Source organism: Methylobacterium nonmethylotrophicum, assembly GCF_004745635.1.
Taxonomy (GTDB): Bacteria; Pseudomonadota; Alphaproteobacteria; order Rhizobiales; family Beijerinckiaceae; genus Methylobacterium; species Methylobacterium nonmethylotrophicum.
This window is the reverse complement of sequence record NZ_SRLB01000006.1, coordinates 112,941-139,491: the sequence shown is the minus strand read 5'-3', so window position 1 is coordinate 139,491 and position 26,551 is coordinate 112,941. Positions and strand designations below refer to the sequence as shown.

The 26,551-nt window shown below is 73.4% G+C and carries 24 protein-coding genes; 14 read left to right on the top strand and 10 right to left on the bottom strand.

Annotation, left to right across the window (positions count from 1 at the left end):
• The first annotated feature begins 88 nt into the window (after positions 1-88).
• Together EU555_RS09475 and EU555_RS09470 are read left to right on the top strand one after the other, a co-directional pair.
• The gene (locus EU555_RS09475) at positions 89-1,123 is read left to right on the top strand and encodes a DUF2865 domain-containing protein (RefSeq protein ID WP_135414419.1); all 1,035 of its coding nucleotides are present in this window, start codon (positions 89-91) and stop codon (positions 1,121-1,123) included.
• Between the two features lie 77 nt (positions 1,124-1,200).
• A complete protein-coding gene (locus tag EU555_RS09470) occupies positions 1,201-3,315 on the top strand; it encodes an OmpA family protein (protein ID WP_135414418.1) in 2,115 nt (704 codons plus the stop codon).
• Positions 3,316-3,352: 37 nt separating this feature from the next.
• Here EU555_RS09470 and EU555_RS09465 read toward each other — a convergent pair whose 3' ends face one another.
• The 4 genes from EU555_RS09465 to EU555_RS09450 form a co-directional block, all read right to left on the bottom strand.
• Positions 3,353-3,640: a hypothetical protein gene (locus EU555_RS09465; protein ID WP_135414417.1), complete on the bottom strand. Its 288-nt coding sequence runs from the start codon at positions 3,638-3,640 to the stop codon at positions 3,353-3,355.
• Between the two features lie 7 nt (positions 3,641-3,647).
• Positions 3,648-5,579, bottom strand: a complete 1,932-nt coding sequence (locus EU555_RS09460) for an OmpA family protein (protein ID WP_245524218.1) — start codon at positions 5,577-5,579, stop codon at positions 3,648-3,650.
• A gap of 121 nt (positions 5,580-5,700) precedes the next feature.
• The gene (locus EU555_RS09455) at positions 5,701-7,335 is read right to left on the bottom strand and encodes a porin (RefSeq protein ID WP_135414416.1); all 1,635 of its coding nucleotides are present in this window, start codon (positions 7,333-7,335) and stop codon (positions 5,701-5,703) included.
• 384 nt (positions 7,336-7,719) lie between these two features.
• Positions 7,720-9,543, bottom strand: coding sequence for an ABC-F family ATP-binding cassette domain-containing protein (locus EU555_RS09450; RefSeq protein WP_135414415.1), 1,824 nt, complete (start codon positions 9,541-9,543; stop codon positions 7,720-7,722).
• A gap of 162 nt (positions 9,544-9,705) precedes the next feature.
• Between EU555_RS09450 and EU555_RS09445 the strand changes: the two genes are divergently transcribed.
• The gene (locus EU555_RS09445; protein ID WP_135414414.1) at positions 9,706-11,538 is read left to right on the top strand and encodes a gamma-glutamyltransferase family protein; all 1,833 of its coding nucleotides are present in this window, start codon (positions 9,706-9,708) and stop codon (positions 11,536-11,538) included.
• Between the two features lie 10 nt (positions 11,539-11,548).
• On the opposite strand, the gene EU555_RS09440 is transcribed toward EU555_RS09445, so the two are convergent.
• The 3 genes from EU555_RS09440 to EU555_RS09430 all read right to left on the bottom strand — a co-directional run bounded on the left by EU555_RS09440 (position 11,549) and on the right by EU555_RS09430 (position 12,619).
• Positions 11,549-11,770 carry a hypothetical protein gene (locus EU555_RS09440; protein WP_135414413.1) on the bottom strand — a complete coding sequence of 74 codons (222 nt, stop codon included), beginning with the start codon at positions 11,768-11,770 and terminating at the stop codon, positions 11,549-11,551.
• A gap of 65 nt (positions 11,771-11,835) precedes the next feature.
• Positions 11,836-12,153: a polyhydroxyalkanoic acid system family protein gene (locus tag EU555_RS09435; RefSeq protein ID WP_425375100.1), complete on the bottom strand. Its 318-nt coding sequence runs from the start codon at positions 12,151-12,153 to the stop codon at positions 11,836-11,838.
• Positions 12,154-12,223: 70 nt separating this feature from the next.
• Positions 12,224-12,619 carry a septal ring lytic transglycosylase RlpA family protein gene (locus EU555_RS09430; protein ID WP_135414412.1) on the bottom strand — a complete coding sequence of 132 codons (396 nt, stop codon included), beginning with the start codon at positions 12,617-12,619 and terminating at the stop codon, positions 12,224-12,226.
• Positions 12,620-13,075: 456 nt separating this feature from the next.
• Here EU555_RS09430 and EU555_RS09425 point away from each other — a divergent pair, with 456 nt between their 5' ends.
• Complete coding sequence (locus tag EU555_RS09425; protein WP_135414411.1) at positions 13,076-14,266, top strand: site-specific DNA-methyltransferase; 1,191 nt, start codon at positions 13,076-13,078, stop codon at positions 14,264-14,266.
• A 156-nt stretch (positions 14,267-14,422) separates the two neighbouring features.
• Positions 14,423-15,028, top strand: coding sequence for a hypothetical protein (locus EU555_RS09420; protein ID WP_135414410.1), 606 nt, complete (start codon positions 14,423-14,425; stop codon positions 15,026-15,028).
• A gap of 6 nt (positions 15,029-15,034) precedes the next feature.
• Here EU555_RS09420 and mutY read toward each other — a convergent pair whose 3' ends face one another.
• Positions 15,035-16,267 (bottom strand): A/G-specific adenine glycosylase, encoded by a 1,233-nt coding sequence (gene mutY, locus EU555_RS09415; RefSeq protein WP_135414409.1) that lies wholly within the window; start codon positions 16,265-16,267, stop codon positions 15,035-15,037.
• Positions 16,268-16,463: 196 nt separating this feature from the next.
• On the opposite strand from mutY, the gene EU555_RS09410 reads away from it, so the two are divergent.
• From EU555_RS09410 to EU555_RS09370, 9 genes are all read left to right on the top strand, one after another.
• Positions 16,464-16,949 carry a DUF721 domain-containing protein gene (locus EU555_RS09410; protein ID WP_135414408.1) on the top strand — a complete coding sequence of 162 codons (486 nt, stop codon included), beginning with the start codon at positions 16,464-16,466 and terminating at the stop codon, positions 16,947-16,949.
• Between the two features lie 217 nt (positions 16,950-17,166).
• A complete protein-coding gene (locus EU555_RS09405; RefSeq protein WP_135414407.1) occupies positions 17,167-17,811 on the top strand; it encodes a DsbA family protein in 645 nt (214 codons plus the stop codon).
• Positions 17,812-18,066: 255 nt separating this feature from the next.
• Positions 18,067-21,516 carry a chromosome segregation SMC family protein gene (locus EU555_RS09400; protein WP_135414406.1) on the top strand — a complete coding sequence of 1,150 codons (3,450 nt, stop codon included), beginning with the start codon at positions 18,067-18,069 and terminating at the stop codon, positions 21,514-21,516.
• A gap of 158 nt (positions 21,517-21,674) precedes the next feature.
• On the top strand, positions 21,675-22,052 hold the full coding sequence (locus tag EU555_RS09395; protein ID WP_135414405.1) for an AtpZ/AtpI family protein: 378 nt from the start codon (positions 21,675-21,677) through the stop codon (positions 22,050-22,052).
• Between the two features lie 88 nt (positions 22,053-22,140).
• Positions 22,141-22,896 carry a F0F1 ATP synthase subunit A gene (locus EU555_RS09390; RefSeq protein ID WP_135414404.1) on the top strand — a complete coding sequence of 252 codons (756 nt, stop codon included), beginning with the start codon at positions 22,141-22,143 and terminating at the stop codon, positions 22,894-22,896.
• 134 nt (positions 22,897-23,030) lie between these two features.
• Positions 23,031-23,258: a F0F1 ATP synthase subunit C gene (locus tag EU555_RS09385; RefSeq protein WP_012336551.1), complete on the top strand. Its 228-nt coding sequence runs from the start codon at positions 23,031-23,033 to the stop codon at positions 23,256-23,258.
• Positions 23,259-23,515: 257 nt separating this feature from the next.
• Positions 23,516-24,079, top strand: a complete 564-nt coding sequence (locus tag EU555_RS09380) for a F0F1 ATP synthase subunit B family protein (protein WP_135414403.1) — start codon at positions 23,516-23,518, stop codon at positions 24,077-24,079.
• A gap of 24 nt (positions 24,080-24,103) precedes the next feature.
• The gene (locus EU555_RS09375; protein WP_135414609.1) at positions 24,104-24,589 is read left to right on the top strand and encodes a F0F1 ATP synthase subunit B family protein; all 486 of its coding nucleotides are present in this window, start codon (positions 24,104-24,106) and stop codon (positions 24,587-24,589) included.
• Positions 24,590-24,822: 233 nt separating this feature from the next.
• Positions 24,823-25,095 (top strand): DUF6894 family protein, encoded by a 273-nt coding sequence (locus tag EU555_RS09370; RefSeq protein WP_245524216.1) that lies wholly within the window; start codon positions 24,823-24,825, stop codon positions 25,093-25,095.
• A 304-nt stretch (positions 25,096-25,399) separates the two neighbouring features.
• Here the strand turns inward: EU555_RS09370 and ldtR are convergent, their stop codons facing one another.
• Both ldtR and EU555_RS09360 read right to left on the bottom strand, forming a co-directional pair.
• Positions 25,400-25,915, bottom strand: a complete 516-nt coding sequence (gene ldtR / locus EU555_RS09365; protein WP_135414402.1) for a transcriptional regulator LdtR — start codon at positions 25,913-25,915, stop codon at positions 25,400-25,402.
• Between the two features lie 173 nt (positions 25,916-26,088).
• Positions 26,089-26,550: a DUF6163 family protein gene (locus EU555_RS09360; RefSeq protein ID WP_135414401.1), complete on the bottom strand. Its 462-nt coding sequence runs from the start codon at positions 26,548-26,550 to the stop codon at positions 26,089-26,091.
• Between the last annotated feature and the right edge of the window lies 1 nt (position 26,551).

Here is a 26,551-nt window from a genome sequence, read left to right as displayed (position 1 = left end):
GCCGTTCACCCGTGCGGGACAGCCCCTGCTCGTCCGCCGCGTCCGCGCGGGCGGGTCTTGTCCGCATACCGGCCGGTCCCCGAACGCCATGCCGCTGCTCCGCCTCACGGTCCGGCTCATCGCCGGCGTCCTTGCGTCACTTTCCTTGTGCCAGGCTGCCCTGGCCGAGCCCAACGCGGCCGCCTGCCAGCGCTACCGCGCCGAGCTCGCCGGCCTGCAGCGGGATTCCAACCGCGGCCAGATCGAGGAGATCCAGCAGCTCGTCGCCTACCGCCAGTCGATCGGCTGCGAGGGCGGGCGCTTCCTGTTCTTCGACATGCGGCCGCCGCAATGCGCCCAGGTCGAGCAGCGCATCCGCGCCCTCAACGCCGGCTATGGTGCCGGCGCCCGCGAGGTGTCGAACGCCCGCCGCGAGCAGCTCATCGCTGCCGTGAAGGACGCCTGCACCGGCCTGCCGAGCCCGCAGCGCGCCGCCGAGAAGCCGCCGGCCGAGGGCTTCGCCCGCGGCGGCTCGCAGGTGATCTGCGTGCGGATGTGCGACGGCGCGTACTTCCCGATGCCGAACCTGCCCGATGGGCGGGAGGGCGCCGACGAGATGTGCCAGGCGCTCTGCCCCGGCACCGAGGCCGCAGCCTACTCGATGCCGCCGACCGACAACGGCCTGACCCAGGCCGCGGCGGTCCAGACCCGGCGCGCCTACACGGCCCTGCCGAACGCCTTCAAGTTCCAGAAGGCCTTCGTGCCGAACTGCTCGTGCAAGGGCACGCAGACCTGGGCGCAGGCGCTGGCCAAGGCCGAGAGCATGCTGGTGCGCCACAAGGGCGACATCTTCGTCACCCCGGCCCAGGCCGAGGCGATGTCGCGGCCGAAGGTGCGGCTGACCCTCGTCGGCCGTGCCGACAAGGCCGCGGCGGCGCTGGCCGCCACCGCCGCGGCGCGGAGCGAGGAGAGCGCCGCGGAGACCCCGGATACGGGTCGGCCGGCGCAGCCCGAGGAGCGTCCCGGCGTGCGGATCATCGCCCCCAACCTCATCCCGGTGCCGCTCGCCGCCAGGGCCGACGGCCCGCAGGCGGCGGCCTCCGGCGTCGCGACCCCGGGCGCCGGGCCGGTCGCCACCCCGTAGGCCGCGGGGTTGACCAACGGGAACCATCTCGCCGTCACGAAGTTCGAAGGGACCGACGACGGACGAGAGGTTCCCTGATGCGTTCTGCCCGCGCGCTGCTGCTGACCGGCACGATCCTGCCGGCGCTGCTGCTCCAGCCCCTTCCCGCGACGAGCCAGGCGGCGGCGCGAGGCGACGACGTGATCCGGCTGGCCCAGGGCGGGCCGGGTGGCCCGGGCGAGCGCGGTGGCCCGGGCGGTCCCGGCGGACCGGGCGGCGGGGGGCGGCCCGAGCGCGGCCCGGCCGAGCGTCCGGAGCCGCGGCAGGAGCGGCAGGAGCCCCGGCAGGAGCCCCGCCAAGAACCCCGCCAAGAGCGGCCCAGCCCCCGGCCGGAGCGCGCGCCCGCCGAGCGCCCGGAACGGCCCGAGCCGCGGGAGCGGCCGGAGCCCCGGCAGGAGCGCCAGGAGCCCCGCGAGAGACCCGAGCCCCGCGAGAGGCCGGAGCCCCGCGGGCGCCAGGAGCGGCCGGAGCCTCAGGAGCGCTCTCCGCAGGGCCGGCCGGAACGCCCCGAAGCGCCGCGCGAGCGGCAGGAGCCGAGAGAGCGCCAGGAACCTCGCGAGCGTCAGGAGCCCCGTGGGCCCCGCGGCGAGGAGCCCGGCCGGCCGCCGGCTCCGGACCGCGCGCCCGAGCGCGGCCCCGCCGGGCGGCCCGAACAGCGGGAGCGCCCGGCGCCGGACGCCCGACCCGACCGCCGCGACGAGCGGCCTGATCGCCGCGACGAGCGGCCGGACCCGCGCGACGACCGCCGCGGACCCGACACGCCCGGCGGCCCTGCCCAACGCGGGCCGGGGCAACCCGGGGCGCCGGGCCGTGCGCCCGCCGGCGGGCCCGACGAACCGGCGAGTCGCCCGCCGGCCGGCGAGTCGCGGCCGGGTGCTCCCGGGCGTGCGCCGGGCCGGCCGGACGCTCCCGGCGCCGGCCCGAACGGCGCGCCGCTTCCCCCGAATCAGCAGCCCGGCCTGCCCGGCCGTCCCTTCGTGCCCGGAGGCGCCGGTGCACCGACCGACGGCCGGGATGGCCGCGACCCGCGCGACCAGGATCGCCGGGACTTCGACCGGCGCGATCCCGATCGCCGGGACGGCGACCGGCGCGGCTTCGACCGGCGCGACGGCGACCGCCGCGATCTGGATCGCCGCGATCCCGATCGCCGGGACGGCGACCGGCGCGGCCTCGACGACCGCGGCGACCTGCCGGGCGGCTATCGCCGCGACGCGCCCGATTACGTCCCGGGCGGCTTCCGCCGCGGCGACGTCGACGTGCGCAGCTACGAGGAGGTCCGCCGCGCCCGGCGCGAGTACAACGAGGGCGGCCGCCTGACCATCCGCGAGCCCGGCCGCGTGATCGTGCGCGACGACGACCGCTACTTCCTGCGCCACGACGAGACCGAGCGCTTCCGCCTGCTCGACCGCGACGCCCGCATCGAGCGGCGCGGCCGCGACACCGTGACGATCATCGACCGCCCCGGCGGCACTCAGGTCTTCACGGTGGTGGACGATGACGGCCGGCTGCTGCGGCGCTATCGCCGCGGCCCGGACGGGCGCGAGGTGGTGCTGATCGACAACAGCTACGCCGGGCCGCGGCGGTCCTTCGCGCAGGACGTGGTGGTGCTGCCGCCGCCCGACATCCGCATTCCGCGCGAGCGCTACGTCGTGGAGGCGGAGCGCGCGGACCGCGGCGCGATCTACGAGGCGCTGACCGCCCCGCCGGTGGCGCCGGTAGAGCGGCGCTACACCCTCGACGAGGTGCGCTACAGCCAGAGCCTGCGCGCCCGGATGCGCAGCGTCGACATCGACACCATCACCTTCGACACCGGGTCGTGGGAGGTGTCGCCCGAGCAGGCGCGCCGGCTCGAGACCATCGCGGGGGCGATCAACCAGGCGATCCAGACCAACCCGCAGGAGGTGTTCCTGATCGAGGGCCACACCGACGCGGTCGGCGCCGACGTCGACAACCTTTCGCTCTCCGACCGGCGCGCCCAGTCGGTGGCCGAGGTGCTGACCCGCGACTTCCGGGTGCCGCCGGAGAACCTGACCACGCAGGGCTACGGCGAGCAGTACCTGAAGGTGAACACGCAAGGGCCCGCGCGGGAGAACCGCCGGGTCACCGTGCGCCGCATCACCCCGCTGATCCAGCAGCAGGCCGGGCAGCGGTGAGACGGTCCGGGCGCGGCTGCCGGCCGCGCCCGGTCCCTCACGCCCGCCGCGGCAAAGCGGCCCCGAGGATGCAGCCGGCGAGGTAGCCAGCCAGCATCAGGGCGGCGGTTTCGACCCAGAACCCCTCCCGCCCCGGCACCGCGAGCGGCCCGGGGGCGAGCCCGGCGAGGGACGCCGCCCCGGCCACGAGGACGAGGAGCGCCACGAGGGCGGCGGCGAGGCTCGGGAGGCGGCCGGCCGGCGGACCGGCCCAGCGGCCGGTACCGGCGCCGATCAGGAAAGCCGCGAGGAGGCCCGGCCAGGCGACGGAGACGAGGAGCAGCACGGGACCCTCAGGAGCGCAGCGCGAAGGCGATGGCCCGGCGGTCGGTGGGCGTCTCGGCCGGGGCGGCAGCGATCCGGCCCGCCGGGATGCCGGCCTTGAGCAGGTAGTCGACGATGGCGGCGGCCCGCCGCTGCGGCAGGCCGGGATCCGGCATGGTCGGCCTCTCGGCGGATTTCTCGATGGTCTTCTCGGCGGTCTTGCCGGGTTTCGCCGCGGCCTTGCCTTTGGGCGTCTCCTTCGCCGGCTCCTTGGGCGCAGGCTCCTTGGGCACCGGCGGCGGGGCGGAGCCCGGCGGGTCGTCGTGGCCGGCGACCTCGATCCGGGCCTGCGGGCAGGCGCGGGCGAGGCTCGCGACCTCGTCGAGGACGGAATAGAAGGCCGGCTTCAGATCGGCGCTGCCGGGATCGAAGCGCAGGGTCGGCTCCGTCGCCAGGGCCGCGAAGGTCTCGCGGCAGGCAGCCGGATCCCGGGGCGGGGCGGCGCCGCGGGCCTGCACCGCGACCTCGGTGCGCCAGCCGGCGGGCGCGAGGCGCGCGGCGTCCGCCGCGAGGCGGCGCACGCTCTCGGGGTAGAGCCCCTCGCCGGCGATGCGCAGGCTCTGGTCGCGCACCGTCACCTCGCCCTCGGCGAGCTGGCCGAGGGCGCCGATCCCGGCGGTCAGGGCCGCGAGGAGCGCCGGCGGCGCTCCCTCCGCGAGGCGGGTGCGGTCGATCACCCGCTCGCCGTAGAGGGAGGGCCGGAGCGCCGCACGCAGGACATTGCGGGCTTCCGTGTCCGGCAGGTGGCCGGTAAGCGTGAACGAATCGGGTCCGCGCCGGATCGTGACCCGGTAGGGCGAGACCGGGCTCGCCGTCAGGTCGACCGTGCCGCGGGTCACGCCGGCCGGCAGGCTGCCGGTGACGAGGGCATCGGCCTCGCGCACCGCCTGGGCGTCGATGGCCGCGCCCCGGATCGACAGGGTGGACCCGTCGAGGGCGACACTGCCGTCCCGCACCAGGGCGAGGGCCTCGAAGGCGCGGTCGGTGAGCGCCCTGGCGTCGATCCCGGCCGGCAATCCGCGGGCGGTGCGCATCGCGTCGGTCACCGGGGCGCCCTCGGCGATCCCGCGCGCGGCGGCCAGGATCGCGGCCCGGTCGGCCTCCGATACGGCGTAGCCGTCGAGGCGGATGCCGTCGGGGCCGCGGGTGGCCGACCAGAGGAAGGGCGAGACCAAGGCCGGCTCGACCGCGACCTCGCCGACCGTGAAGCCGGCGGGCGGGCGGGCGAGGTCGGCCTGCAGGGCGGCATAGGCCTCGACGCTCGCCGCCTCGCCGCGGACCGAGAGGACGCGGTCGCTCAGCGCCGCGGCGGCGCCGGGCTTCAGGTGCAGGACCTGCGCGACGAGGAAGCGGGCGGCATCGGAGAAGTTCTCAGGGGCGCCGCGGGCAGCGCGCGCCACGTCGCGCAAGGCGAGGTCGGCGGGCAGGCCGGCGCTCAGGGCCTGGCCCAGGGCGGCGCGGCCGATCTCCGCCGGGCGGTGGCCGATGAGGTCGAGGCGGTCCGGGCTGCGGTGGGCGGCTGCCCAGGTGAAGGGCGAGACCGCGGCGACGAGGCCGAGGCGGTCGACGATCCGACGTTGGCCCGGGATGGCGGCGAGCGCGGCGCGGGCCGCATCGAGGGCGGCCTGCCCCGGCGCCTCGCCGCCCGCCACGAGGTCGCGGCCCCGCGCCTCGACCCGCAGCCACGGCTCCGCCCCGTCCCGGCCGGTCGCGGCCGCGACGGCACCGGCGGGTGCCTCCAGGGCGGATTCGAGCCGCGGCTCGGCCCAGACCGTCGCGGCCGCCCAGGCACCGGCCAGGAAGGGAAGGCCGGCGAGCCAGCCGATCGAGCGCATCGCCACCGAAAGGACCTCGTCGCGGAAGAAAGGCGCGGCCCGCTCGCGGGCACCGCGCAAGGCCATACCCTGGCGCCGGTTTCCGGCATCAGCAAGGCGGCGTACCCGGCAAGAAAAAAGGGGCCCCGGCTCGCGCCGGGACCCCGAAGTGCTGGTCCGCGGGCGCCCCGAGGGGCGCCGGCGCGGCTTAGAAGTCGCGCTGGACGCGCATGCGGACCTGGAACGTGTCCGCGTAGTTGGTGGTCGGCAGCACCGCGCCGGCGGCGTTGGTCGGCAGGCCGGCGGCGGTCAGGCCGACCGGGACGGCGCCCGGAGCCTTGTTCTGGTCGACGACGCGGCCGTTCTTGAGGTCGACGCGGTTGTAGAGACCCTCGACACCGATATCGAGGTCCTTCACCGGCGACCAGATGATGCTCGCACCGGCAACGATCTGGCTCGTGTCACGCAGCGCGGAGCTGTACGCGAAGGCGCCGGCGCTGTTGACCGGGTTGCCCAGGCCGTTGAAGTTCAGCGCGCCGAGGAGCGCACGGCTGGTCTTGCCGAACGACATCTCGCCGTAGCTGCCGATGATCGCCGAGCGCCACTCGGGGGTCCAGTAGTGCAGGTACGAACCGACCACCGTCCAGCTGGTCGACAGCTCCATCTTGCCCGTCAGAGGATTGACGGCGGCATCGGTGAAGAAGGTCGCGAAGGGCGAGCCCTGCGTGTTGCCGGCGCTGGCGGTGTAGGTGCCGATGTACTGGGAGTAGCCGGTGTAGATCTGGGCGCCCTCGCCGTACGAACCCTGCAGGTACAGGGCGTCGCCCGGAGCGATGAACGGCAGGTTGAACTTCACGCCGCCCTGCACGGCCCAGCCGTACTCGGTGTTGACGCGCGGGGACACGACGGTGCCGGGCGCGATGGCCGCACCACCGAAGGTCAGGACGGTCGCGGCGTTCTGGGCGTTCAGCTCGTGCACGGCGGCCGAGAGCTGGGCGGAGCCCCAGGCGGCGTCGTAGCGCAGCACGCCGACGAAGTCGGGCATGCGGTTGGTCTGGCGCAGGTCGTAGAACGCCTCGCCGACCGGCACGCCGGCCGGGGTGAAGGCGATGACCGGGCTCAGGTTGGCGGCCGCGGCGGTGAAGACCGCGAACTGGCTCGCCGCGTTGCCGGCGGTGGCGGTGCCGAACAGCGGGTTCTTGCGGAACGTCGGGTCTTCGATCGACAGCGTCGCCGAGAAGCCCTGGCCGAAGGTGGCGGTGTAGGCGAGCAGGTTGGTGGAGGAGACGTCCGAGCCCAGCGAGGTGCCGATGATCTCGAAGTCGTGGGCGTAGAAGTCGTAGAACGAGGCCGCGCGACCGGCGGTGAGGCCGGCGAACTGGATGAAGGCCTTGTCGACGTTCACGTATTGCTGGGCGCGGCCGAACGTGTCGACGCCGAGCGCCGGGAAGGCGTTGGCGGCGCGCTGCTGCGTGCCCGAGTTCAGGTAGGCGCCGGTGCGGGAGGCGAGCTCGAAGCGCACGAAGGCGCGGAGCGTGCCGTAGGCGGTCTGCGTGCGGGCGTCGAGGTTGAGACGGCCGAGGCCGCGGTAGCCCATCAGGTCGCCGTTGTTGCCGCCGCGCTGATAGCCCTGCGAGTAGCCGGCTTCGAAGCGGGCGCGGCCGGAGACGCGCAGGCAGGTGTCGGTACCGGGAATGAAGAAGAAGCCGGCCCCGTAGGCCGAGCAGACACGAACGTACTCAACAGGCGCCGCCTTCTTGACCGGCAGATCGGCAGCCTGCGCCCCCGCGACGACGGTCAGGCCAGCGGCCGAACCCAGCAGAAGGCTCTTCACGAGCTTCATCGAGACCTCCAAAGTTTCGAGACCCTGGGGGTGAACGACTGTGTCTCGACGATCCTACCGGAGCCGAACCACGCCACTCTTTTCCCCTTGCGACCGGCGCCCCCTGCACGGGATGTCTGCCGGCCCCACCGGGTTGTTCCCGGTGCAAGGGCACCATGTGCGAGGCGCTAACGCGGATCAACTGGCAACCGCTTCCGGAACGGCCAAGTCGCCGGGTTTCAGCCGGAATGTTGCACGGACGCCACGAAAGCTTACGCGAGTCAGATAAACCCGTGGCGCTCGCCGGCGAAACCTCGTCATCGCGCCCGTCACGCTGTCGTCGCTCGGACGCGCAGAGGCGCCCGCGGCGCGCACCCTGCTTCATTCTCAGGCCGGGAGAGCGGCTCAGCCCTCGAGTTCCTCGCGCAGCATCTCGAGTTCGAGCCAGCGCTCCTCGGCGCTCGCGAGGTCGGCCTCGGTCGTCTCCAGGGTGCGGGAGATCGCCTCGAATCGGGCCGGATCGCGGGCGTAGAGCGTCGGGTCGTCGAGGGCGGCCCGCAGCTTGCCGCGGTTGCCTTCGAGCGCCGCGATGCGGGCCGGCAGGGTCTTGAGCTCGTGCTGCTCGTTGAAGCCGAGACGGCGCCTGACCGCCGCGCGGCTCGGCGCGGGTTTCGGGGCGTCCTTGCCCGCCGCCCTGTCGGCGCCCTTGGGCGACACCGCCCCGCGGGCCTGCACCCCGACGCCGCGCTGGGCGACCATGTCGCTGTAGCCGCCCGCATAGGCGACCCAGCGCCCCTCCCCTTCCGAGACCAGCACGGTGTCGACGACCCGGTCGAGGAAGTCGCGGTCGTGGCTGACCAGGATCAGGGTTCCGGCATAGTCGCCGAGCATCTCCTGCAGGAGGTCGAGGGTCTCGAGATCGAGGTCGTTGGTCGGCTCGTCGAGCACCAGGAGGTTGCCGGCATCGGCGAGCGCCCGGGCGAGGAGCAGCCGGTTGCGCTCGCCGCCCGAGAGCACGCCGACGGGCGTGCGCGCCTGCTCGGGCGAGAACAGGAAGTCCTTCATGTAGCCGACGACGTGCCGGCTCTGGCCGCCGACCTGGACGCTGTCGCTGCCCCCGCCCGTCAGCACGTCCGCGACGGTACGCTCGGGATCCAGCGCGCTGCGGCGCTGGTCGAGGAGGTTGAGGGTGACGTTGGCGCCGACCTTCACCTCGCCCGAATCGGGCGCGAGCCGGCCGGTGAGCAGGTTGACCAGCGTGGTCTTGCCGGTGCCGTTGGCGCCGACGATGCCGAGCCGGTCGCGCCGCGCGATGCGCAGCGACAGGTCGCGGACGATCGGGCGGTCGTCATAAGCCTTGGAGACGGCGCGCGCCTCGACCACGAGCGAGCCCGAAGCCTCGGCCTCGCTCACCGTGAGGGTCGCGGCGCCGACGGGCCCGCGATGCTCGCGGGCCTTGCGGCGCAGCTCATGCAGGCCGGCGAGGCGCTTGACGTTGCGCTTGCGCCGCGCCGTCACGCCGTAGCGCAGCCAGTCCTCCTCCGCGGCGATCTTGCGGTCGAGCTTGTGGCGGTCGCGCTCCTCCTCCTCGAACACCTGGTCGCGCCAGGCCTCGAAGGCGGCAAAACCCTGCTCGAGGCGCCGCGTCGTGCCGCGGTCGAGCCAGACGGTCGTCCGCGACAGGGCCTCGAGGAAGCGCCGGTCGTGGCTGATCAGCACCAGGGCCGAGCGGCTGCCCTTCAGCTCGGCCTCGAGCCACTCGATCGCCGGCAGGTCGAGGTGGTTGGTCGGCTCGTCGAGGAGCAGGATGTCGGGCTCCGGCGCCAGCGCCTGGGCCAACGCCGCCCGGCGCGATTCGCCGCCGGACAGGCGCGCCGGGTCCTCCTCGCCGGTGAGCCCCAGGCTCTCCAGCAGGTAGCGCGCGCGATAGGCCTCGTCGCCCGGCCCCAGTCCCGCCTCGACGAAGGACAGGGTGGTGGCGTGGTCCGCGAAATCCGGCTCCTGCGCGAGGTAGCGCACCGTCGTGCCGGGCTGCAGGAAGCGCACGCCCCGGTCGGGCTCGATCAGCCCGGCGGCGACCTTGAGCAGGGTCGACTTGCCCGAGCCGTTGCGGCCGACGAGGCAGGTGCGGTCGCCGGGCGCGAGCGAGAGGTCGGCGCCCGCGAGCAGCGGCGTGCCGCCGAAGGTGAGCGCGATGCCCTGGAGGGTGAGGAGCGGAGGAGCGGCCATGGGCGGGGATTACGGCAGGCCTCCGGGAAAGGCGAGCCCTGCGCCCGAGGGCGCGGAGGGTTGCCGCCGGTGGGGGCTCCCCCAAGCCCGACCGGGCTCTTACAGTGCTGCCCGGCAGGGCGTCGCCCGCGACCACGGGCACCGCCCGGAAGAGGACCCCCGATGAGCTTCGTCACCCCCGATCCCTTCACCACGCGGCCCGAGATCGACGGCACCTTCGGGGTCGTGGCCTCGACGCACTGGATCGCCACCGCGGTCGGCATGGGCGTGCTGGAGCGGGGCGGCAACGCCTTCGACGCCGGGGTCGCCACGGCCTTCGTGCTGCAGGTGGTCGAGCCGCACCTCAACGGGCCGGGCGGCGACGTGCCGGTGATCCTGCACGACGTCCGGGTCGGCCGGCCGCAGGTGGTGTGCGGGCAAGGTCCGGCGCCGCAGGCCGCCACCATCACGCATCTGCGCGACGATCTCGGCCTCGACCTCGTGCCGGGCACCGGGCTGCTGGCGCCCTGCGTGCCCGGCACCTTCGACGCCTACATGCTGATCCTGCGCGACCACGGCACCTGGCGCCTCGCCGACGTGCTCGAGGCGGCGATCGGTTACGCCCGCGACGGCTTCCCGCTGGTCGAGCGGGTCTCGGCCACCATCGCCACCGTCGAGGGGCTGTTTCGCGAGCACTGGCCGAGCTCCGCTCGCGTCTACCTCAAGGACGGCGGCGTGCCCGCCCCCGGCACGCTGTTCACCAACCCGGCGCTCGCCGAGACCTACGCCCGGATCGTGCGCGAGGCCGCCGGCGGCACGCGCGAGCAGGAGATCGAGCGGGCGCGCCGGATCTGGTCGCAGGGCTTCGTGGCGGAAGCGATCGACACGTTCTGCCGCGGTGAGCCGGTGATGGACGTGACGGGCACGCCCCACCGCGGCCTCCTCACCGGCGCCGACATGGCGGCCTGGCAGGCGAGCGTCGAGGACCCGATCGGGTACGAGTACGGCCGCTACACCGTGCTGAAGGCCGGGCCCTGGACGCAAGGGCTGGCGACGCTGCAGCAGCTCGCCCTGCTGAAAGGTTTTTCCCTCGACGGGCTCGATCCGGCGGGGCCCGACTTCATCCACCTCCAGGTCGAGTGCGCCAAGCTCGCCTTCGCGGACCGGGACACGTTCTACGGCGATCCCGCCTTCGTGGACGTGCCGGTCGAGACGCTGCTGTCCGAGACCTACAACGCCGAGCGCCGCAGGCTCGTCGGCGACACAGCCTCGCTGGAGCAGCGGCCCGGAACGATTGCCGGCTTCGGCAAGGCGCTCGACGCCCGGGTGAGCGATGGCGCCCGCACGGCGGTCGGCAGCACCGGGGCGGGCGAGCCGACGGTCGGCCGGATCGCCGCGACGGTGCCACCGGACGATGCCCGGTCCGGCGTGGTGCGGGGCGACACGGTCCACTTCGACATCATCGACCGGCACGGCAACATGATCACCGCCACGCCCTCCGGCGGGTGGCTGCAATCCTCGCCGGTGATCCCGGCGCTCGGCTTCTGCCTCGGCACGCGGGCGCAGATGTTCGTGCTCGACGAGGCCCATCCGGCCGCCCTTGCCCCGGGCAAGCGGCCGCGCTCGACGTTGTCGCCGACGATGGCCCTGCGCGACGGCGCCCCCTACCTCGCCTGGGGCTCGCCGGGGGGCGACCAGCAGGACCAGTGGATCCCGCAATTCTTCCTGCGCCACGTCCATGCGGGCATGAACCTGCAGGCGGCGATCGACGCGCCGGCCTGGCACACCGAGCACTTCCCGTCGTCGTTCTGGCCCCGCACGGCGCGGCCGGGGGTCGTGGTGGTGGAGAACCGGGTCAGCCCCGACACCGTGGCGGAGTTGCGCCGTCGCGGCCACGTCGTCGAGGTCGGGTCCGACTGGTCGGAGGGACGCCTGACGGCGGCGAGCCGCGACGGCCGCCGCCTCAGGGCCGCCGCCAATCCCCGCGGCATGCAGGGCTACGCGGCGGGGCGGTGAGGAACCGGCCCTACATCGTCGGGTTGGCGGGCCCGGTCGGGGAAGGGTCAGGGGTGATCGCCGGCGAGTTGCCGGGATCGTTCACCGGGATCTCGACCGGCCGGTCGCCCGGGGCCTCGCTCGGCAGGTCGGGCCCGCCGGGATTCGGGACGTCCGGGCCGGGATTCCCAGGGCTCGGCGTGGGGGGCACGGGATCGTAGGGCTGGTCCGGGATCGGGCCGGGATTCGACATCGAGCGCTCCTCTCGTCTGTCGACGGCAAACCGGGGCGCCGGGCCCCGGTTCCGCAACGTCCGGCCTACTGCTTGGTCAGGAGCTTGGCGCCGTTCTGGCTGACGATCTGCTGCACCTTGTGGGCGAAGAGCGACAGCAGCAGCGGCATCCGCACCTCGACCCGCACCGCGTCGTCCTCGACGTCGATGTCGCCGTCGACCCGCTGGTTCATGGCGCCGACCAGGAAGGAGAGACGGTCGCCGCTCCAGGTCGCGTCGGCCATGCTGAGGCCCGCCTTCTGCAGCATGTCCTTCGCCTGGCCGATCCCGTTCTCGAGCCGGCGGCGGGCCTCGGCCCGGCCGAGCTGATGGGGAATCACGACAACCAGGGGCTTTGCCATCATCACGCTCCGCTGAGGCATCCGGTGATGATGTGGGGACGCGCGCCGCCCGGGCAACGCCGCCCTCGGCGAATCAGTCGACCACCGCGACGGCGACGCGGGCGACGCCGTTCATCCCGATCGCCCGGCCCGCCCCGCGGGCGAGGTCGATGATGCGGCCATGCGCGAAGGGCCCGCGGTCGTTGATCCGCACCACCACCGAGCGGCCGTTGGCCTGGTTGGTCACCCGCACCCGCGTGCCGAAGGGCAGGCTGCGATGCGCCGCCGTGAGGCCGTTGGGGTTGAAGCGCTCGCCGCTCGCGGTCCGCTGGCCGGAGGCGTACCAGGAGGCCTTGCCGCTCTGGGCCTGCGCCGTCGACACCGCCCCGAGGCTCCCGAGTCCGGCGAGGGCGAGGCCGCCCGAGAACGCCGCAATCTGGGCCGCGATGCGAGCCGCGTTCGACCGACGCACAGGCTTGGCGCTGTTCATTCCACTGTCCTTGGTGGCTGCTGACAGCGGAGCCAATCGAGACCAAACAGGACGAAAATATGACCGCCCGATTTGTGGCAGGTGATGCCCTATTCCCGATCGATATCTTACCGCGACATTAAGGATTGACTTTCGAAGTCATGAAGAGCGCCGAGGTCTTGCTGGCGACTTGCGCAAGCGGGCAGCTGCACTCGGGTCGTCGGTATTGCCGAGATTTGGCGCCGGCCGCCGCCGCGGGCCTGGGCTGCGCCGGATGCAGGGGCTCGACAGCGCCCATCAATCACGCCGCGCCGTCGCCGGCCGCCATAGCGGTTCGTTAAGGGTTGAGCCGATGCGCGGAACGACTAGGCAAGAAGTGCAGCCCCATTTCGAGACGCGAAATGTGCCAGTCGGCAACCTGACCTTTACCGTAGCGGCGGCAATGTCTGGTGGTCAGTCGCGTAACCGGTGTTTGCCATGGCTTCCCCGCGTACCGCGGTCGCCGGCGCCACCGCCCGGAATCAGGTCTCGCGTACCGGGCGAGTGGCGTCGGCGCCGCGGATGGGTCTCGTCACCCCCGCACAGCGTCTTCCCCTGGACGAGGTCATCCTGGGGGATTGCCTCAGCGCCCTCGACCGGCTGCCGCCGGCGAGCGTCGACCTGGTCTTCGCCGACCCGCCCTACAACCTCCAGCTCGGAGCCGGCGCCCTCCTGCGCCCGGACCAGAGCGCCGTCGACGCCGTCGACGACGACTGGGACCAGTTCTCGAGCTTCGAGGCCTACGACACCTTCACCCGCGCCTGGCTTGCCGCCTGCCGCCGGGTGATGAAGCCGACCGCGACCCTCTGGGTGATCGGCTCATACCACAACATCTTCCGCGTCGGCAGCGCGTTGCAGGATCTTGGTTTCTGGATCCTGAACGACATCGTGTGGCGCAAGGCCAACCCGATGCCGAACTTCCGCGGCAAGCGCTTCACCAACGCACACGAGACCCTGATCTGGGCCTCGCGCAGCGACCAGAAGGGCTACACCTTCCACTACGAGGCGCTGAAGGGTGGCAACGACGACCTGCAGATGCGCTCGGACTGGTTCATCCCGCTCTGCACCGGCGAGGAGCGCCTGAAGGGCGGGGACGGACGCAAGCTGCACCCGACCCAGAAGCCCGAGGCCCTGCTCGCCCGCACCATCCTGTCCTCGTCCAATCCCGGCGACGTGGTGCTCGATCCCTTCTTCGGCACCGGTACCACCGGCGCGGTGGCCAAGCGCCTCGGCCGCCACTTCATCGGCATCGAGCAGGAGCCGGCCTACGCGCAAGCGGCCCGCGAACGCATCGCCGCCGTCGAGCCCCTGTCGCGGGCCGCCCTCCTCACCGCGCCGACGAAGCGCGCCGAGCCGCGGGTGCCCTTCCTGAGCCTGCTCGAGGCCGGCCACGTCCGGGCCGGCGAGACGCTGACCGACGAGCGCCGCCGCCACAAGGCGCTGGTGCGCCCCGACGGTACCCTCGGGGTCGGGCCGGCCTCCGGCTCGATCCACAAGATCGGCGCCCTGGTCCAGGGCCTGCCGGCCTGCAACGGCTGGACCTTCTGGCACGCCGAGCGCGGCGGGCGTCTCGTCTGCATCGACGATTTCCGCGGCACGATGCGGGCCGGGATGGGCTCGGCCGCCTGAGCGTCCTGGCCTGACGGACGAGCCTGTGGCCCGGCGGCCACAGGCTCGTCTGCCGTTGACACAGGCGAAACGCTCGGCTTGCCGATTGACCTTACGTCAGACATTGCCCGTCCTCCGCGTCCGCTCAAGGCGGCGCGAGGGCGGGAGGTTTTGACGATGGGTCGATGGTCCTGGGTGCTCGCCGTGCTGGCCGCCCTGAGCGTGGCGGCGTGCAACACGGTGGCGCCCAACCGCCTCTCGCTGGCCGATACCGCGCAGCTGCGCTTCACCGGCATCGAGGTCCGGACCGGCGGGGCGGCGGTGAACTGGGGCGACGCCGAGGCCGCCTACCTGCAGAGCCGCAACCTGCCGCAGACCGATCCGGCTCTGGTCCGGACGCCCGAGGCGCAGGACTTCATCCGCGGCATGGCGGGGCAGCGCCTCAAGGCGGCCCTGGAGCGGGCGCTGGCTAGCCGGCCCGAGGGCGCGCGGCCGGCCCGGCTCGTCGTCACCCTGGTGGCGGCCGACATCCCGTCGGCGGTGCGCCGCATCATCATCGGCGGCGCGCCGATGATCCGCGCCAACATCGACATCGTCGATCCCCGCACCGGCGCGATCCTGACGGCCTATTCGGGGGACCAGGGCATGCAGCCGGCCGGCCAGGGCGTGCTCGGCGTGGTCGTCGACGGCGCGTTGACGGCCGGCGGCTTCGACGACCTGTTCGACCGCGCCGCCAACGACTTCGCCCGCCGCTTCAGGAACTGGCTCGCCGCCGGGACGTGAGGACCGTCAACGCCCCTTCGGCCGTCCCCGCGTCTTGACCACCGGAGCGGCCGCGGCCGGGCGGCGCGACAGCACCTTCGGCAGCGGCGCCCGCCGCGGCGGCGGCTCGGGCTCGGGGAGCGTCCCGAGGTCGGGCTCCGTCGCGGGCGCCGGGGCGAGAGGCGGCGCCGCGAGCTTCTGCTCGAGGGCGTGAGCCAGCACCTTCTTCATCGCGCCGGGCAGCGGCTCGGCCTCCAAGCCGGCGCGCGGGGTGAAGCGCATGCCCTCCGGCGCCGGCGTGCCGGCCGCGACCCGGGCGAGGAAGACCGTCAGCTCCAGCGGGAAGTGGGTGAAGACGTGGCGCACGGTGCCGGGCAGGCGCTTCCAGCGGGCGTCGAGGGGCGCGTCGAGGAGGGCCTGGGCCGGGTCGTAATCGGCGCGCCACTCGCTCGTCGGCGGCTCGGCCATGGCACCGAGCAGCCCCTCCGACGGCCGGGTGCGCAGTAGGATCGCGTCGTCGCCCGCCCGCAGCACCACGAAGGCGGCGCCGCGGCGCAGCTGCCCCGCCGCCTTCTTCACCTTGCGCGGAAAGGTCTCCTGCAGCCCCTCGGCCCGGGCGCGGCAGGGCCGCATCCAGGGGCAGAGCGCGCAGGCCGGCCGCTTCGGCGTGCAGAGCGTCGCGCCGAGATCCATCACCGCCTGCGCGAAGTCGCCCGGCCGCTCCTGCGGCACCAGGGCCTCCGCGAGGCGGCGGATCTCGGGCCGCGCCGCCGGGATCGGCGTCTCGACCGCGTAGAGCCGCGACACCACCCGCTCGACGTTGCCGTCCACCGCCGCCGCCGGCCGGTCGAAGGCGATCGCCGCGATGGCGCCCGCCGTGTAGGCGCCGATGCCGGGCAGCTTGCGCAAGCCCTCGACCGTGTCGGGAAAGCCGCCGGCCGCCGCCACCGCCTTCGCGCAGGCGTGCAGGTTGCGGGCGCGGGAATAGTAGCCGAGGCCCGCCCAGGCGCTCATCACCGTCTCCTCCGCCGCCGCCGCCAGGGCCTCGACGGTGGGGAATCGTTCCAGGAAGCGGGCGAAGTAGGGCTTGACCGCAGCGACGGTGGTCTGCTGCAGCATGATCTCGGAGAGCCAGACCCGGTACGGGTCGGGCGCGACGCCGGGCAGCGCGCGCCAGGGCAGCGCGCGGCGATGGCGGTCGTACCAGACCAGGAGGTCGGCGGCATCCGGCCTTGAGTGCGACGCGGCGGGCGCTACCATGCGGTCCGCCTTACCCGGTTTTCCGCCGCGGCGGGAGCGGGATTTCGGGCAGGATGCCGGGTCGGAGCCCCCGCATCCACCGCCGGGAACAGGCTCTGGCGGCCCCGCGGCGGAGGGTTAAGTCTTCCCTCACGGGACGGCTCTATCTCTCGGGGCTTCACGCCGAGGGCGGCGATTGTGTCAGGACGGACGGGCGATGGCGCGGCCCAAACCCTTGAGCGAGCTGATCGAGCGGTCCCTCGGCCCCGTCTTCGCGGCGCAGGGCTTCGCCTCGACCGACATCCTGGCCTCCTGGGCCGAGATCGTCGGCGAGCGCCTGGCCCGGGCCTGCCAGCCGGAGAAGCTCGAATGGCCGCGCCGGCGCGGCGGCACGCGCGAGCGGCCCGAGCCCGGCACCCTGACGGTGCGGGTCGAGGGCGCCTTCGCCCTCGAATTGCAGCATCTCGTGCCGCTGGTGATCGAGCGGATCAACCGCCATTACGGCTGGGCCTGCGTCGGCCGGATCCGCCTGCGCCAGGACCGGGTGGCGCAGGCCCGCCGCCGCAGCCCCGCCCCCCCGCCCCTCGACCCGGTCCGCCGCGGCGAGGTCGCGCTCGCCGTCTCCACCGTGAGCGAGGCGGCGCTCCGCGACGCCCTCGACCGCCTCGGCCTCGCGGTGCTGGGGGCGCAGCGCCCGCGCTGAGCACGACACCCCTTCCGCATTCCGCGGGCGTGCAGCCCGCGGCAAGCCCGACCGGGCGCCGGCACGTGTGTGCCGGACGCCGCCGCGTCACGCGGCGGCACCCAGGAAGAAGCGTCGCGGGCTGTTGATGCGCCGGATGCTTGCCACGAGGCGGCCGGGATTCTACCGCACTGACGATCGCGGACCCTCCCGCAACCGCCTTACGAGGACGCCTGCCATGCTCACCCGTCGCGAGGCCCTGACACTCACCGGCTCGGCCCTCGGCGCGGCTTTGCTCGCGCCGGTCCTGCCGCTCTCCGCCCTCGCACAGGGCCCTGTGGTCGACGGCATCATGCAGCCCGGCCCCCTCGGCGACGTCTGGCTCGGCCCGGACAATGCCCGCTGCACCATCATCGAATACGCCTCGATGACCTGCTCGCACTGCGCCGCCTTCCACAAGTCGACCTGGCCGGCGCTCAAGGAGCGCTGGATCGATACCGGCAAGGTCCGCTTCACCCTGCGCGAGTTCCCCCTCGATCCGCTCGCCACCGCGGCCTTCATGCTGGCGCGGTCCGACAACGCGGCGCGCTACTACCCGATCACCGACATGCTGTTCGACCAGCAGCCGAACTGGGCCTTCGTCCCCAAGCCCCTCGACGCCCTCGAGCAGATGATGCGCCAGGCCGGCTTCTCGAAAGAGAAGTTCGAGGCGACCCTGAAGGACCAGAAGCTCTACGACGCGGTCAATGCCGTGAAGGAGCGCGCGATGACGACCCTCAAGGTCAACGCCACGCCGACCTTCTTCATCAACGGCCAGAAGTACCAGGGCGAGATGTCGATCGACGGCATGGAGAAGGTGATCAAGCCGATCGTGGGGGCGTAAACCGCTCCTGCCCGAACGAACCCTACCAAATTGACCGCGGGATCCCCTCTCCCGAGTGGGAGAGGGGTAGGGGTGAGGGTGCTACGGTCCTGAGTCAGGCCGGGAACGTCGTGCTGGCAGCTCAATGCTCAGCGCTTGATCCTGAAACGTCGCCACCCTCACCCCTAACCCCTCTCCCACTCGGGAGAGGGGAAGTGCGCCGCGCTTCGGACCCGGCGCAAATCCGCATCCCGACCCCGCGCACCGCGCCTCCTCATGAAATTCACGCGCCTGCGCATCGTCGGCTTCAAGACCTTCGTCGAGCCGAGCGAGTTCCTGATCGAGCCGGGGCTGACGGGGGTGATCGGGCCGAACGGCTGCGGCAAGTCGAACCTCGTCGAGGCCCTGCGCTGGGTGATGGGGGAGAGCTCGCACAAGAGCATGCGGGCCTCCGGCATGGACGACGTGATCTTCTCCGGCTCGGGCGGGCGGCCCGGGCGCAGCCATGCCGAGGTGACGCTCAGCCTCGACAACGGCGCCCGCACCGCGCCCGCCGCCTTCAACGCCGCCGACATGCTGGAGGTCTCGCGCCGCATCGACCGGGGCGCGGGCTCGACCTACCGGGTCAACGGCCGCGAGGTGCGGGCCCGCGACGTGCAGCTGATGTTCGCCGACGCGGCCACCGGCGCGCGCTCCCCCGCCATGGTGCGCCAGGGCCAGGTGGCGGAGCTGATCGCCGCCAAGCCCCAGGCGCGCCGGCGCATCCTGGAGGACGCCGCCGGCATCGGCGGCCTGCACGCCCGAAGGCACGAGGCGGAGCTGCGCCTGAAGGCGGCGGAGGAGAACCTGGCGCGCGTCGAGGACGTGCTGACGGCGATCACCGCCGGCGTCGATTCGCTGCGCCGCCAGGCCCGCTCCGCCCAGCGCTACCGGGCGATCGCCGCGGAGATCCGCCGGCACGAGGCCCTGCTGCTGCTGATCGGGCATGCGGGCGCGCGCCGCGAGGTCGCGGCGGCGGAGGCCGCCCTGGCGCAGGCCCTCGAGAGGCTGGCCGGTGCGCAGGCCGAGCAGGTCGATTCCGCGACCGCGCAGGGACTCGCCGCCGCCGCCCTGCCGCGCCTGCGCGAGGCGGAAGCCGCGGCGGCAGCCGGGCTGCAGCGCCTGACCCTGGCGGCGGCGCAGCTCGACGCGCAGGAGCGCCGCAACGCCGAGCGCCTGCACGACCTCGGCCGCCGGGTCGCCGACCTGCGCCGCGACCTCGCCCGCGAGGCCGCCTCCCGGGACGACGCGCGGACGACCCTGGACCGCCTCGACGGCGAGGCCGCCGCCCTCGCCGGCGCCGATGGCGGGACGGCGGCGCGGGACGAGGCGGAGGAAGCGGCCGCGGCGGCGGAGCGAGCCCTCGCCGCATCCGAGGCGGCGCTCGCCGCGGCGCAAGGCGCGCAGGCGGAGCACGCGGCGCGCCGCAGCGCCCTGATCCGGGCGGCGGCCGACGAGCGCGCCCGGGCCGGGCGCCTCGCCGCCGAGCAGGCCCGCCTCGCCCGCGAGGCCGGCGCCGTGGGCAAGGCAGAGACAGAACGGGTCTCCGCCCTGCGTGCCGCCTTCGAGGAGGCCAGGGAGATGGCCGAGGCCGCCGAGGAGGCGGCAAGCGCCGCCCGCGACGCCGTCGCGGAAGCGCGGGAGGCCGAGGTCCGGGACCGGCCGGTCCTGGCGGCGGCGGAGCGCGAGGCGGCGCGGCTCGACGCCGAGGCGCGCACCCTCGCCCGCCTGGTGGCGCCGGTGGCGGAGGCGCGCTTTCCCCCCGTCCTCGACGCGCTCGCCGTCGCGCCGGGCTACGAGGCGGCCCTGGCGGCGGCTTTCGGCGACGACCTCGAGGCCGCGACCGACCCGGACGCGCCGACCCACTGGGCGCCCCTGCCCGATCCCGGCACCGATCCAGGCCTGCCGGCGCCGGCGCGGCCGCTGAGCGACCAGGTGACCGGCCCGCCGGCCCTCACCCGGCGCCTGCGCCAGGTCGGTATCGTGGCGCCGGAGGAGGCCGCCGCCCTGCGCGGGCGCCTGCGTCCGGGCCAGCGCCTCGTCACCCGGCGCGGCGACCTCTATCGCTGGGACGGGCTGACCGCCGCCGCGGAGGCGCCGCGGCCGGCGGCGCGCCGGCTCTCCGAGCGCAACCGGCTCGAGTCCCTGGCCGAGGCAGCGGCGCTCGCCCGGGAGCAGGCGGAGGCCTCCCGGGAGAGTCACGACACGCTCCAGGCGCGGGCGCAGGAGGCCGCCGGAGCGGAGATCCGCGCCCTCGACGGCGCCCGCCTCGCCCGCCGCACCCTCGACGATGCCCGCGACCTCCTGAGCCGTGCCGAGCGCCGGGAGGCCGAGACCGCCGCCCGCCGGGAAGCCTTGGCCGAGGCGCAAGGGCGCATCGCCGCGGAGGCCGAGGAGGCGGCCGCCCGGGCCGAGGCCGCCGAGGAGGCGCTCGCGGCGCTCGACGAGCCGGGCGACCTGACGGCCCGCCTCGACACCGCCCGGGCCGAGGCCGAGGCCCGCCGGCGCGCCGCCGCCGAGGCCCGGGCCGCCCGCCTGTCGCTGATCCGCGCCGCCGAGGAGGCGGCGGCCCGCCGTGCGGCGCTCGCCGCCGACCGGGCGCGCTGGCAGGAGCGCGCCGAGCGGACCGAGGCCGTGCTCGAGGAGCTCGGGGAGCGGCTCGCCGCCGCCGAGGAGGAGCAGGCCGAGCTGGCGGAGGCCCCGGGGACCTTCGCGGCGGAGCGCCGCCGGCTCACCGCCGCCACGGAGGAAGCCGGCGCCGCCCGGGCGACGGCCGCCGGGCGCCTCGTCGCGGGTGAACAGACCCTGGCCGAGGCCGAGGCGCAGGCGCGCCGGGCCCTCGACGCCCTCGCGGCGGCCCGCGAATCCCGGGCGGCGGCGGCGGCCGCCCACGAGGCCCTGACCCGGCGCCTCGCCGAGATCGTCCGCGCGATCGCCGACACCCTTGAGACCGATCCGGAGGGCCTCTCCGCGCTCGCCGGCGCGACGCCCGGCGATCCCCTGCCGGAGGCGGGCGCCGTCGAGGCGAAGGTCGCGAGCCTGCGGGGCGATCGCGACCGCCTCGGCGCCGTCAACCTGCGGGCCGAGGAGGAGTTGCGCGAGACGGAGGGGCGGCGCGACGCGCTGGGCCGCGAACGCGACGAGCTGATCGAGGCGATCCGGCGCCTGCGCGGCGCGATCCAGGGCCTCAACCGCGAGGGGCGCGAGCGCCTGCTCGCCGCCTTCACGGCGGTGAACGGGCATTTCGAGCGGCTGTTCACGACGCTGTTCGGCGGCGGCACCGCCGAGCTGACCCTCGTCGATTCCGACGACCCGCTGGAGGCCGGCCTCGACATCCTGGCCCGGCCGCCGGGCAAGAAGCCCCAGACCATGACGCTGCTCTCCGGCGGCGAGCAGGCGCTCACCGCGACCGCCCTGATCTTCGCGGTGTTCCTCACCAACCCGTCGCCGGTCTGCGTTCTCGACGAGGTCGATGCACCCCTCGACGACGCCAATGTCGAGCGCTACTGCGACCTCCTCGCCGCCATGGCGCGCGACACCGACACCCGCTTCATCGTCATCACCCACAACCCGATCACGATGGCGCGGATGAACCGCCTGTTCGGCGTGACGATGGCCGAGCGGGGGGTGTCGCAGATCGTCTCGATCGATCTCGCGACCGCGGAACGGCTGTCCGAGACGGTTTGACGAAGGCTGCGCGAAATTCGAGAAATCCGCCGAAAGTCCAATGACTTAACGCCAGTCCTGGATGCCTTGACACCCAAGGTGGGCGAAACTATGGTGCGCCCGCTCGACGGGGGTAGCCGGACCGGATCTCCTCATCCTTTCACGCGCGAGGTTTCGCCATGAGCGGCAACGACCCGCGGGGAAAGGACGGCACCGGTGAGGGCCAGCCCGCCGACGACGACCTCTCCGCGAGGCTCAAGCGTCTCGAGATGCAGATCGACCGGAAGCGCCCCGCGGCGGCTCCCGATCTTTCGGCGCGTCAAGACCGCGGCCAGCCCTCGTCCCTCGGCGTCGCCATGCGGCTGTCCACGGAGTTCGTGGCGGGCGTGCTGGCGGGCGGCCTCCTCGGCTGGGGCTGCGATCGTCTCCTGGGCACCAAGCCCTGGGGCCTGATCGTCCTGCTCGTCCTGGGCTTCGCGGCCGGAATCTACAACGTGATGCGGGTTTCCGGATTTTTTCCGGCCGCGGACACGAAGAAAGGCCCGCCAGGGTCTTGATCATCCGGTGGATGCCGTGCATCCGCCTGCACGGATTTGCAGCGCAGCGGGAGGAGCCCGCGGCGACACACGAGGGGGCGGGACCGGCATGGCCGTCAAGATGGATCCGATCCACCAGTTCGAGCTGAAGCCGCTGGTTTCGTTCGGGCATATCGGCCACCAGCACATCGCCTTCACCCAGTCGGCGCTGTACATGTTCCTGGCCGTGGGGCTGATCGCGCTCCTGACGATCTGGGCCACCAAGAGCCGCGCGGTGGTGCCGGGCCGGGCCCAGTCCCTGGCCGAGGTGTTCTACGAGTTCATCGGCCAGACGGTGCACCAGTCGGCCGGCCACGGCAGCGAGCGCTTCGTGCCGCTGGTCTTCTCCCTGTTCATGTTCGTGCTGCTGCTGAACCTGTTCGGGATGATCCCCTACGCCTTCGCGGTGACCAGCCACATCATCGTCACCTTCATGCTGGCGCTGGTGGTGATCCTCACCGTGGTGATCTACGGCTTCATGGCCCACGGCACCCACTTCCTCGGCCTGTTCGTGCCCCCGGGCGTGCCGGGCTGGCTCAAGCCGCTGATCGTGGTGATCGAGGTCGTGTCCTTCATCTCGCGGCCGATCAGCCTCTCGGTCCGTCTCTTCGCCAACATGCTGGCGGGCCACATCGCGCTCAAGATCTTCGCGGGCTTCGTCCCGGCGCTCCTCGCCGCCGGCGTCTGGGGCATCCTCTCGCCCCTGCCCCTCGCCCTCTCGGTCGCCGTCACGGCGCTGGAGATGCTGGTCGCGGTGCTGCAGGCCTACGTCTTCGCGACGCTGACCTCGATCTACCTCAGCGACGCCCTGCATCCGGGCCACTGAGCGCGGCCTGAGGCCTCATCCGAGACCTCCGGCCCCTCGCCCGCGATCGCGCCCCCAGAGCTTCCCACCCCGGTTCGCCGTGTCGCGGCCGGATCCCACCCGCCAGACGACTAGACGACCTTAGGAGCACTCTGATGGATCCCGTTGCTGCGAAGTACATCGGCGCCGGCCTCGCCTGCCTCGGCATGGCGGGCGCCGCCGTGGGCCTCGGCAACCTGTTCGGCCAGTTCTTCGCCGGCGCCCTGCGCAACCCCTCCGCGGCCGACAGCCAGCGCGCCAACCTGCTCCTCGGCTTCGCGCTGACCGAGGCGCTGGGCATCTTCTCGCTGCTCGTCGCGCTGCTGCTGCTGTTCGCCGTCTGATCCCGGCGAGGATTGCCTCACGAGGTGGTCCACCCGCGCACCGGGCCTTCTGAGCAAGGTGCCGGTGCGCGCGCGTTCGTGAACCCTCACGCCACGCCCGCCGCCGATGGCGGCCGGGCGGTGCGCGGGGGATGCCGCGACGGGCCGCCTCGCCCCTCTTCGTGCCGCCGCCATTCCGCGAGGCGTGGCGGCGCGACGGCCGGCCCGGCCGAGCGCTCGGCGGGAGCGCTTCGTCTCCCCCACACCCGGACGACACCATGGCGCAGCCACACGCACCCGCCCCCACCAAGGAGGGGCTGATTCACGAGCCGGCCTCCGAGCATGGCGGCGGCTTCCCGCCGTTCGAGAGCAGCACCTTCGTGGCGCAGATCCTCTGGCTCGCGCTCGCCTTCGGGCTGCTCTACTACCTGATGTCGAAGATCGCGCTGCCGCAGATCGCCGGCATCCTGCACGACCGGCAGACCCGGCTCGCCGGCGACCTCGACCAGGCCGCCCGCGCCAAGGCCGAGGCCGACAGCGCCCGCGACACCTACGAGCGCGCCCTCAAGGACGCTCAGGACAAGGCCAAGGGCATCGCGCAGACCACCCGCGCGCAGCTCGCCGCCGAGGCCGAGACCCGGCGCAAGTCCCTCGAGGCCGACCTCGCGACCAAGCTCGCCGAGGCCGAGACCCAGATCAAGAGCCGCACCGCCACCGCGATGAGCAGCGTGCGGGAGGTGGCGGCGGATGCCGCGACCGCGATCGTCGAGCGCCTGACCGGCCAGGCGCCGGAGCGTGGCGCCGTCGAGGCGGCCTACGACCGCACCCGCGCCGTGCATTAGAGCCCGCAGGAGATCATCATCATGCTGTTCGATGCGGAGTTCTGGGTCGCGGTCGCCTTCGTGGTGTTCTGCGGCATCGCCTGGAAGATGGGCCTGTTCGACCAGATCATCGGCGGGCTCGACAAGCGCGGCGAGCGCGTGCGCAAGGAGCTCGAGGAGGCCCGTCGCCTGCGCGAGGAGGCCGAGGCCGTGCTGGCGGATTACAAGCGCCGCCGGTCGGACGCCGAGCGCGAGGCCGCCGAGATCGTCGCCAATGCCCGCGCCGAGGCCGAGGCCGCCGCGGCCGAAGGCCATGCCCGCCTGAACGAGTTCGTCGCCCGCCGCACCAAGGCGGCGGAGACGAAGATCGCGCAGGCCGAGGCCCAGGCCGCCGCCGAGGTGCGGGCCGCCGCGGCGGAAGCCGCCGTGCGGGTCTCCGAGACCATCCTGCGGGAGAAGGTCAGCGGCGAGGCCGCCCAGGACCTCGTCCGCCGCAGCCTCGGCGAGGTCCGCACCCGCCTGCGGGCCTGACACGCGCCACGCCTCCAGATGCCACTGCGAGAGCCGCCTTCGGGCGGCTTTCTTGTTTGGCGCGCCCGAAACATCAAGTTCTCATTTTGTTTTCGCTCCGAAACCAAGGAATTATTTCAAGCTCGGCGGCTGCGCGTCGACGCGACATCTCTAAACCCGCATCGGTTTTACCGGTTAAATAAAGAGACAATCGCGCGCTGTCATTTTCTGTGGCATAGAACATCCCGAATCGCTTGGCCGGGCCCGTGATGACCGTCTACTACTTCCACTTCCAGTCGGGGCGCCGCCTGATCATGGATCCCGAGGGGGTCGAGCTGCAGAGCCCGGCCGACGCCCTGGAAGTGGCGGCCAAGCTCGCGGCCGGGCTGCTCGACGACCGCGAGGTCGCCTGCGACTGGGCACGCAGCGCCTTCCGGGTCGAGGACCAGCACCAGCGCCGCGTCTTCCGCCTTCCGATGACGACCGTCCGGGCGCGGGAGAGCCGCAGCCGGGCCTTCGTGAATTAGGGACCCCGGCCAGGTTCGGCGGCGAGCCTCGGCGGCTCGAGCCGAGGGGCAGGCAGTCCGGCGCCGCGCGGGTCCGTCCAGGACCAGGGCGGGGCGCAGGCAGCCCGGCGGGCAAGCCATTTTCGCGGGTCCACACCCTCCGACAACACGGCGAGCCCGCCCGCGACCCTCGGGGGGCTGCGGACGGGCTCGGTGGGCGGCACCGGCGGTGCCAGGCTCATAGGCCGGTCGCGGGTCCGGTCGGCCCGGAAGCGCCCGCGATCGGGCGTCGCCGGGCCACGGCCGGGGAGAGGGCGTCTGCGCCTCAGAGCCGGTAGCGGATCTGGTCGGTCCAGAAGCGCTCGAGGCGGGCGAGCGCCTGGTTGAGGCGGCCGAAATCGTCCTCCGAGATGCCGCCGATCGGCTGGATGGTCTTGGCGTGCTTGTCGTAGAGCCCGCGGACGATCTCGTGCACCTCGCGGCCCTTCTCGGTGAGGCTGATGCGCACCGAGCGGCGGTCGGTCTTCGAGCGGGCGTGGTGCAGGTAGCCGGTCTCGACCAGCTTCTTGACGTTGTAGGAGACGTTCGAGCCGAGGTAGTAGCCGCGGGTGCGCAGCTCGCTGGCGGTCAGCTCCTTGTCGCCGATGTTGTAGAGCAGGAGCGCCTGGACGCTGTTGACGTCCTCGCGGCCGCGGCGCTCGAACTCGTCCTTGATCACGTCGAGGAGCCGGCGGTGCAGGCGCTCGACCAGGTGGAGGGCCTCGAGGTAGTGGGGACGCACGGCGGTCTCGGCCTCGAGAGCGGAGATCGTCTGCGCCAGCTTCGTCGCCTGGGTCTTCATGGGAACGCCTCACTCTGTACGGGGGTGCTCGGCGGTGTCTCCCGCTCCGCTTATGGGTTCAAATTAGGCGCACCCCGTGAATGTGAGTTTAAACGACAGGATAAATTCTCGATTTACCTCTGTCGGTAAACCGAAGATGAACCTGATCGTTCACTTTCGAGAAAGGCTGACCTTCAGCGTAGTTCGCGCGAGGCAAGCCAGGATACGGTGAAGTAGACCATGATGATCATGCCGTCGAAGGCGAGGCTCGGGAGCGACATCGGCAGGAGCTGCGGCGTCAGGAGAGCGAGCACCATGGCCGAGGTGGCGGCGAGCAGCCAGACCACCCCGCCCCAGGCGGTGGCGAGCCACAGGCCCACCGCCGCCAGGAGGTTCATGACCCCGAAATAGACGATCACCGCCTGGCGCCCGATCGGCGCGGCCTCGAACGGCGCGGCGTTGGGGCGGGCCCCGAGGATCTCGGCCCAGGCGCTCAGGCCCTTGACCATCCACACCACGGCGACGACCCGCATCAGCCAGACCAGCACCACGTCCCAGCGCGTCTCGGGCCGCGGCGCCCGGCGCTCGATGCGGTCGGCCGTGTCCTCGGGCACCGACCGCCGGGGACCGCCCCGGACCTTGCTGAGCGAGCGCATG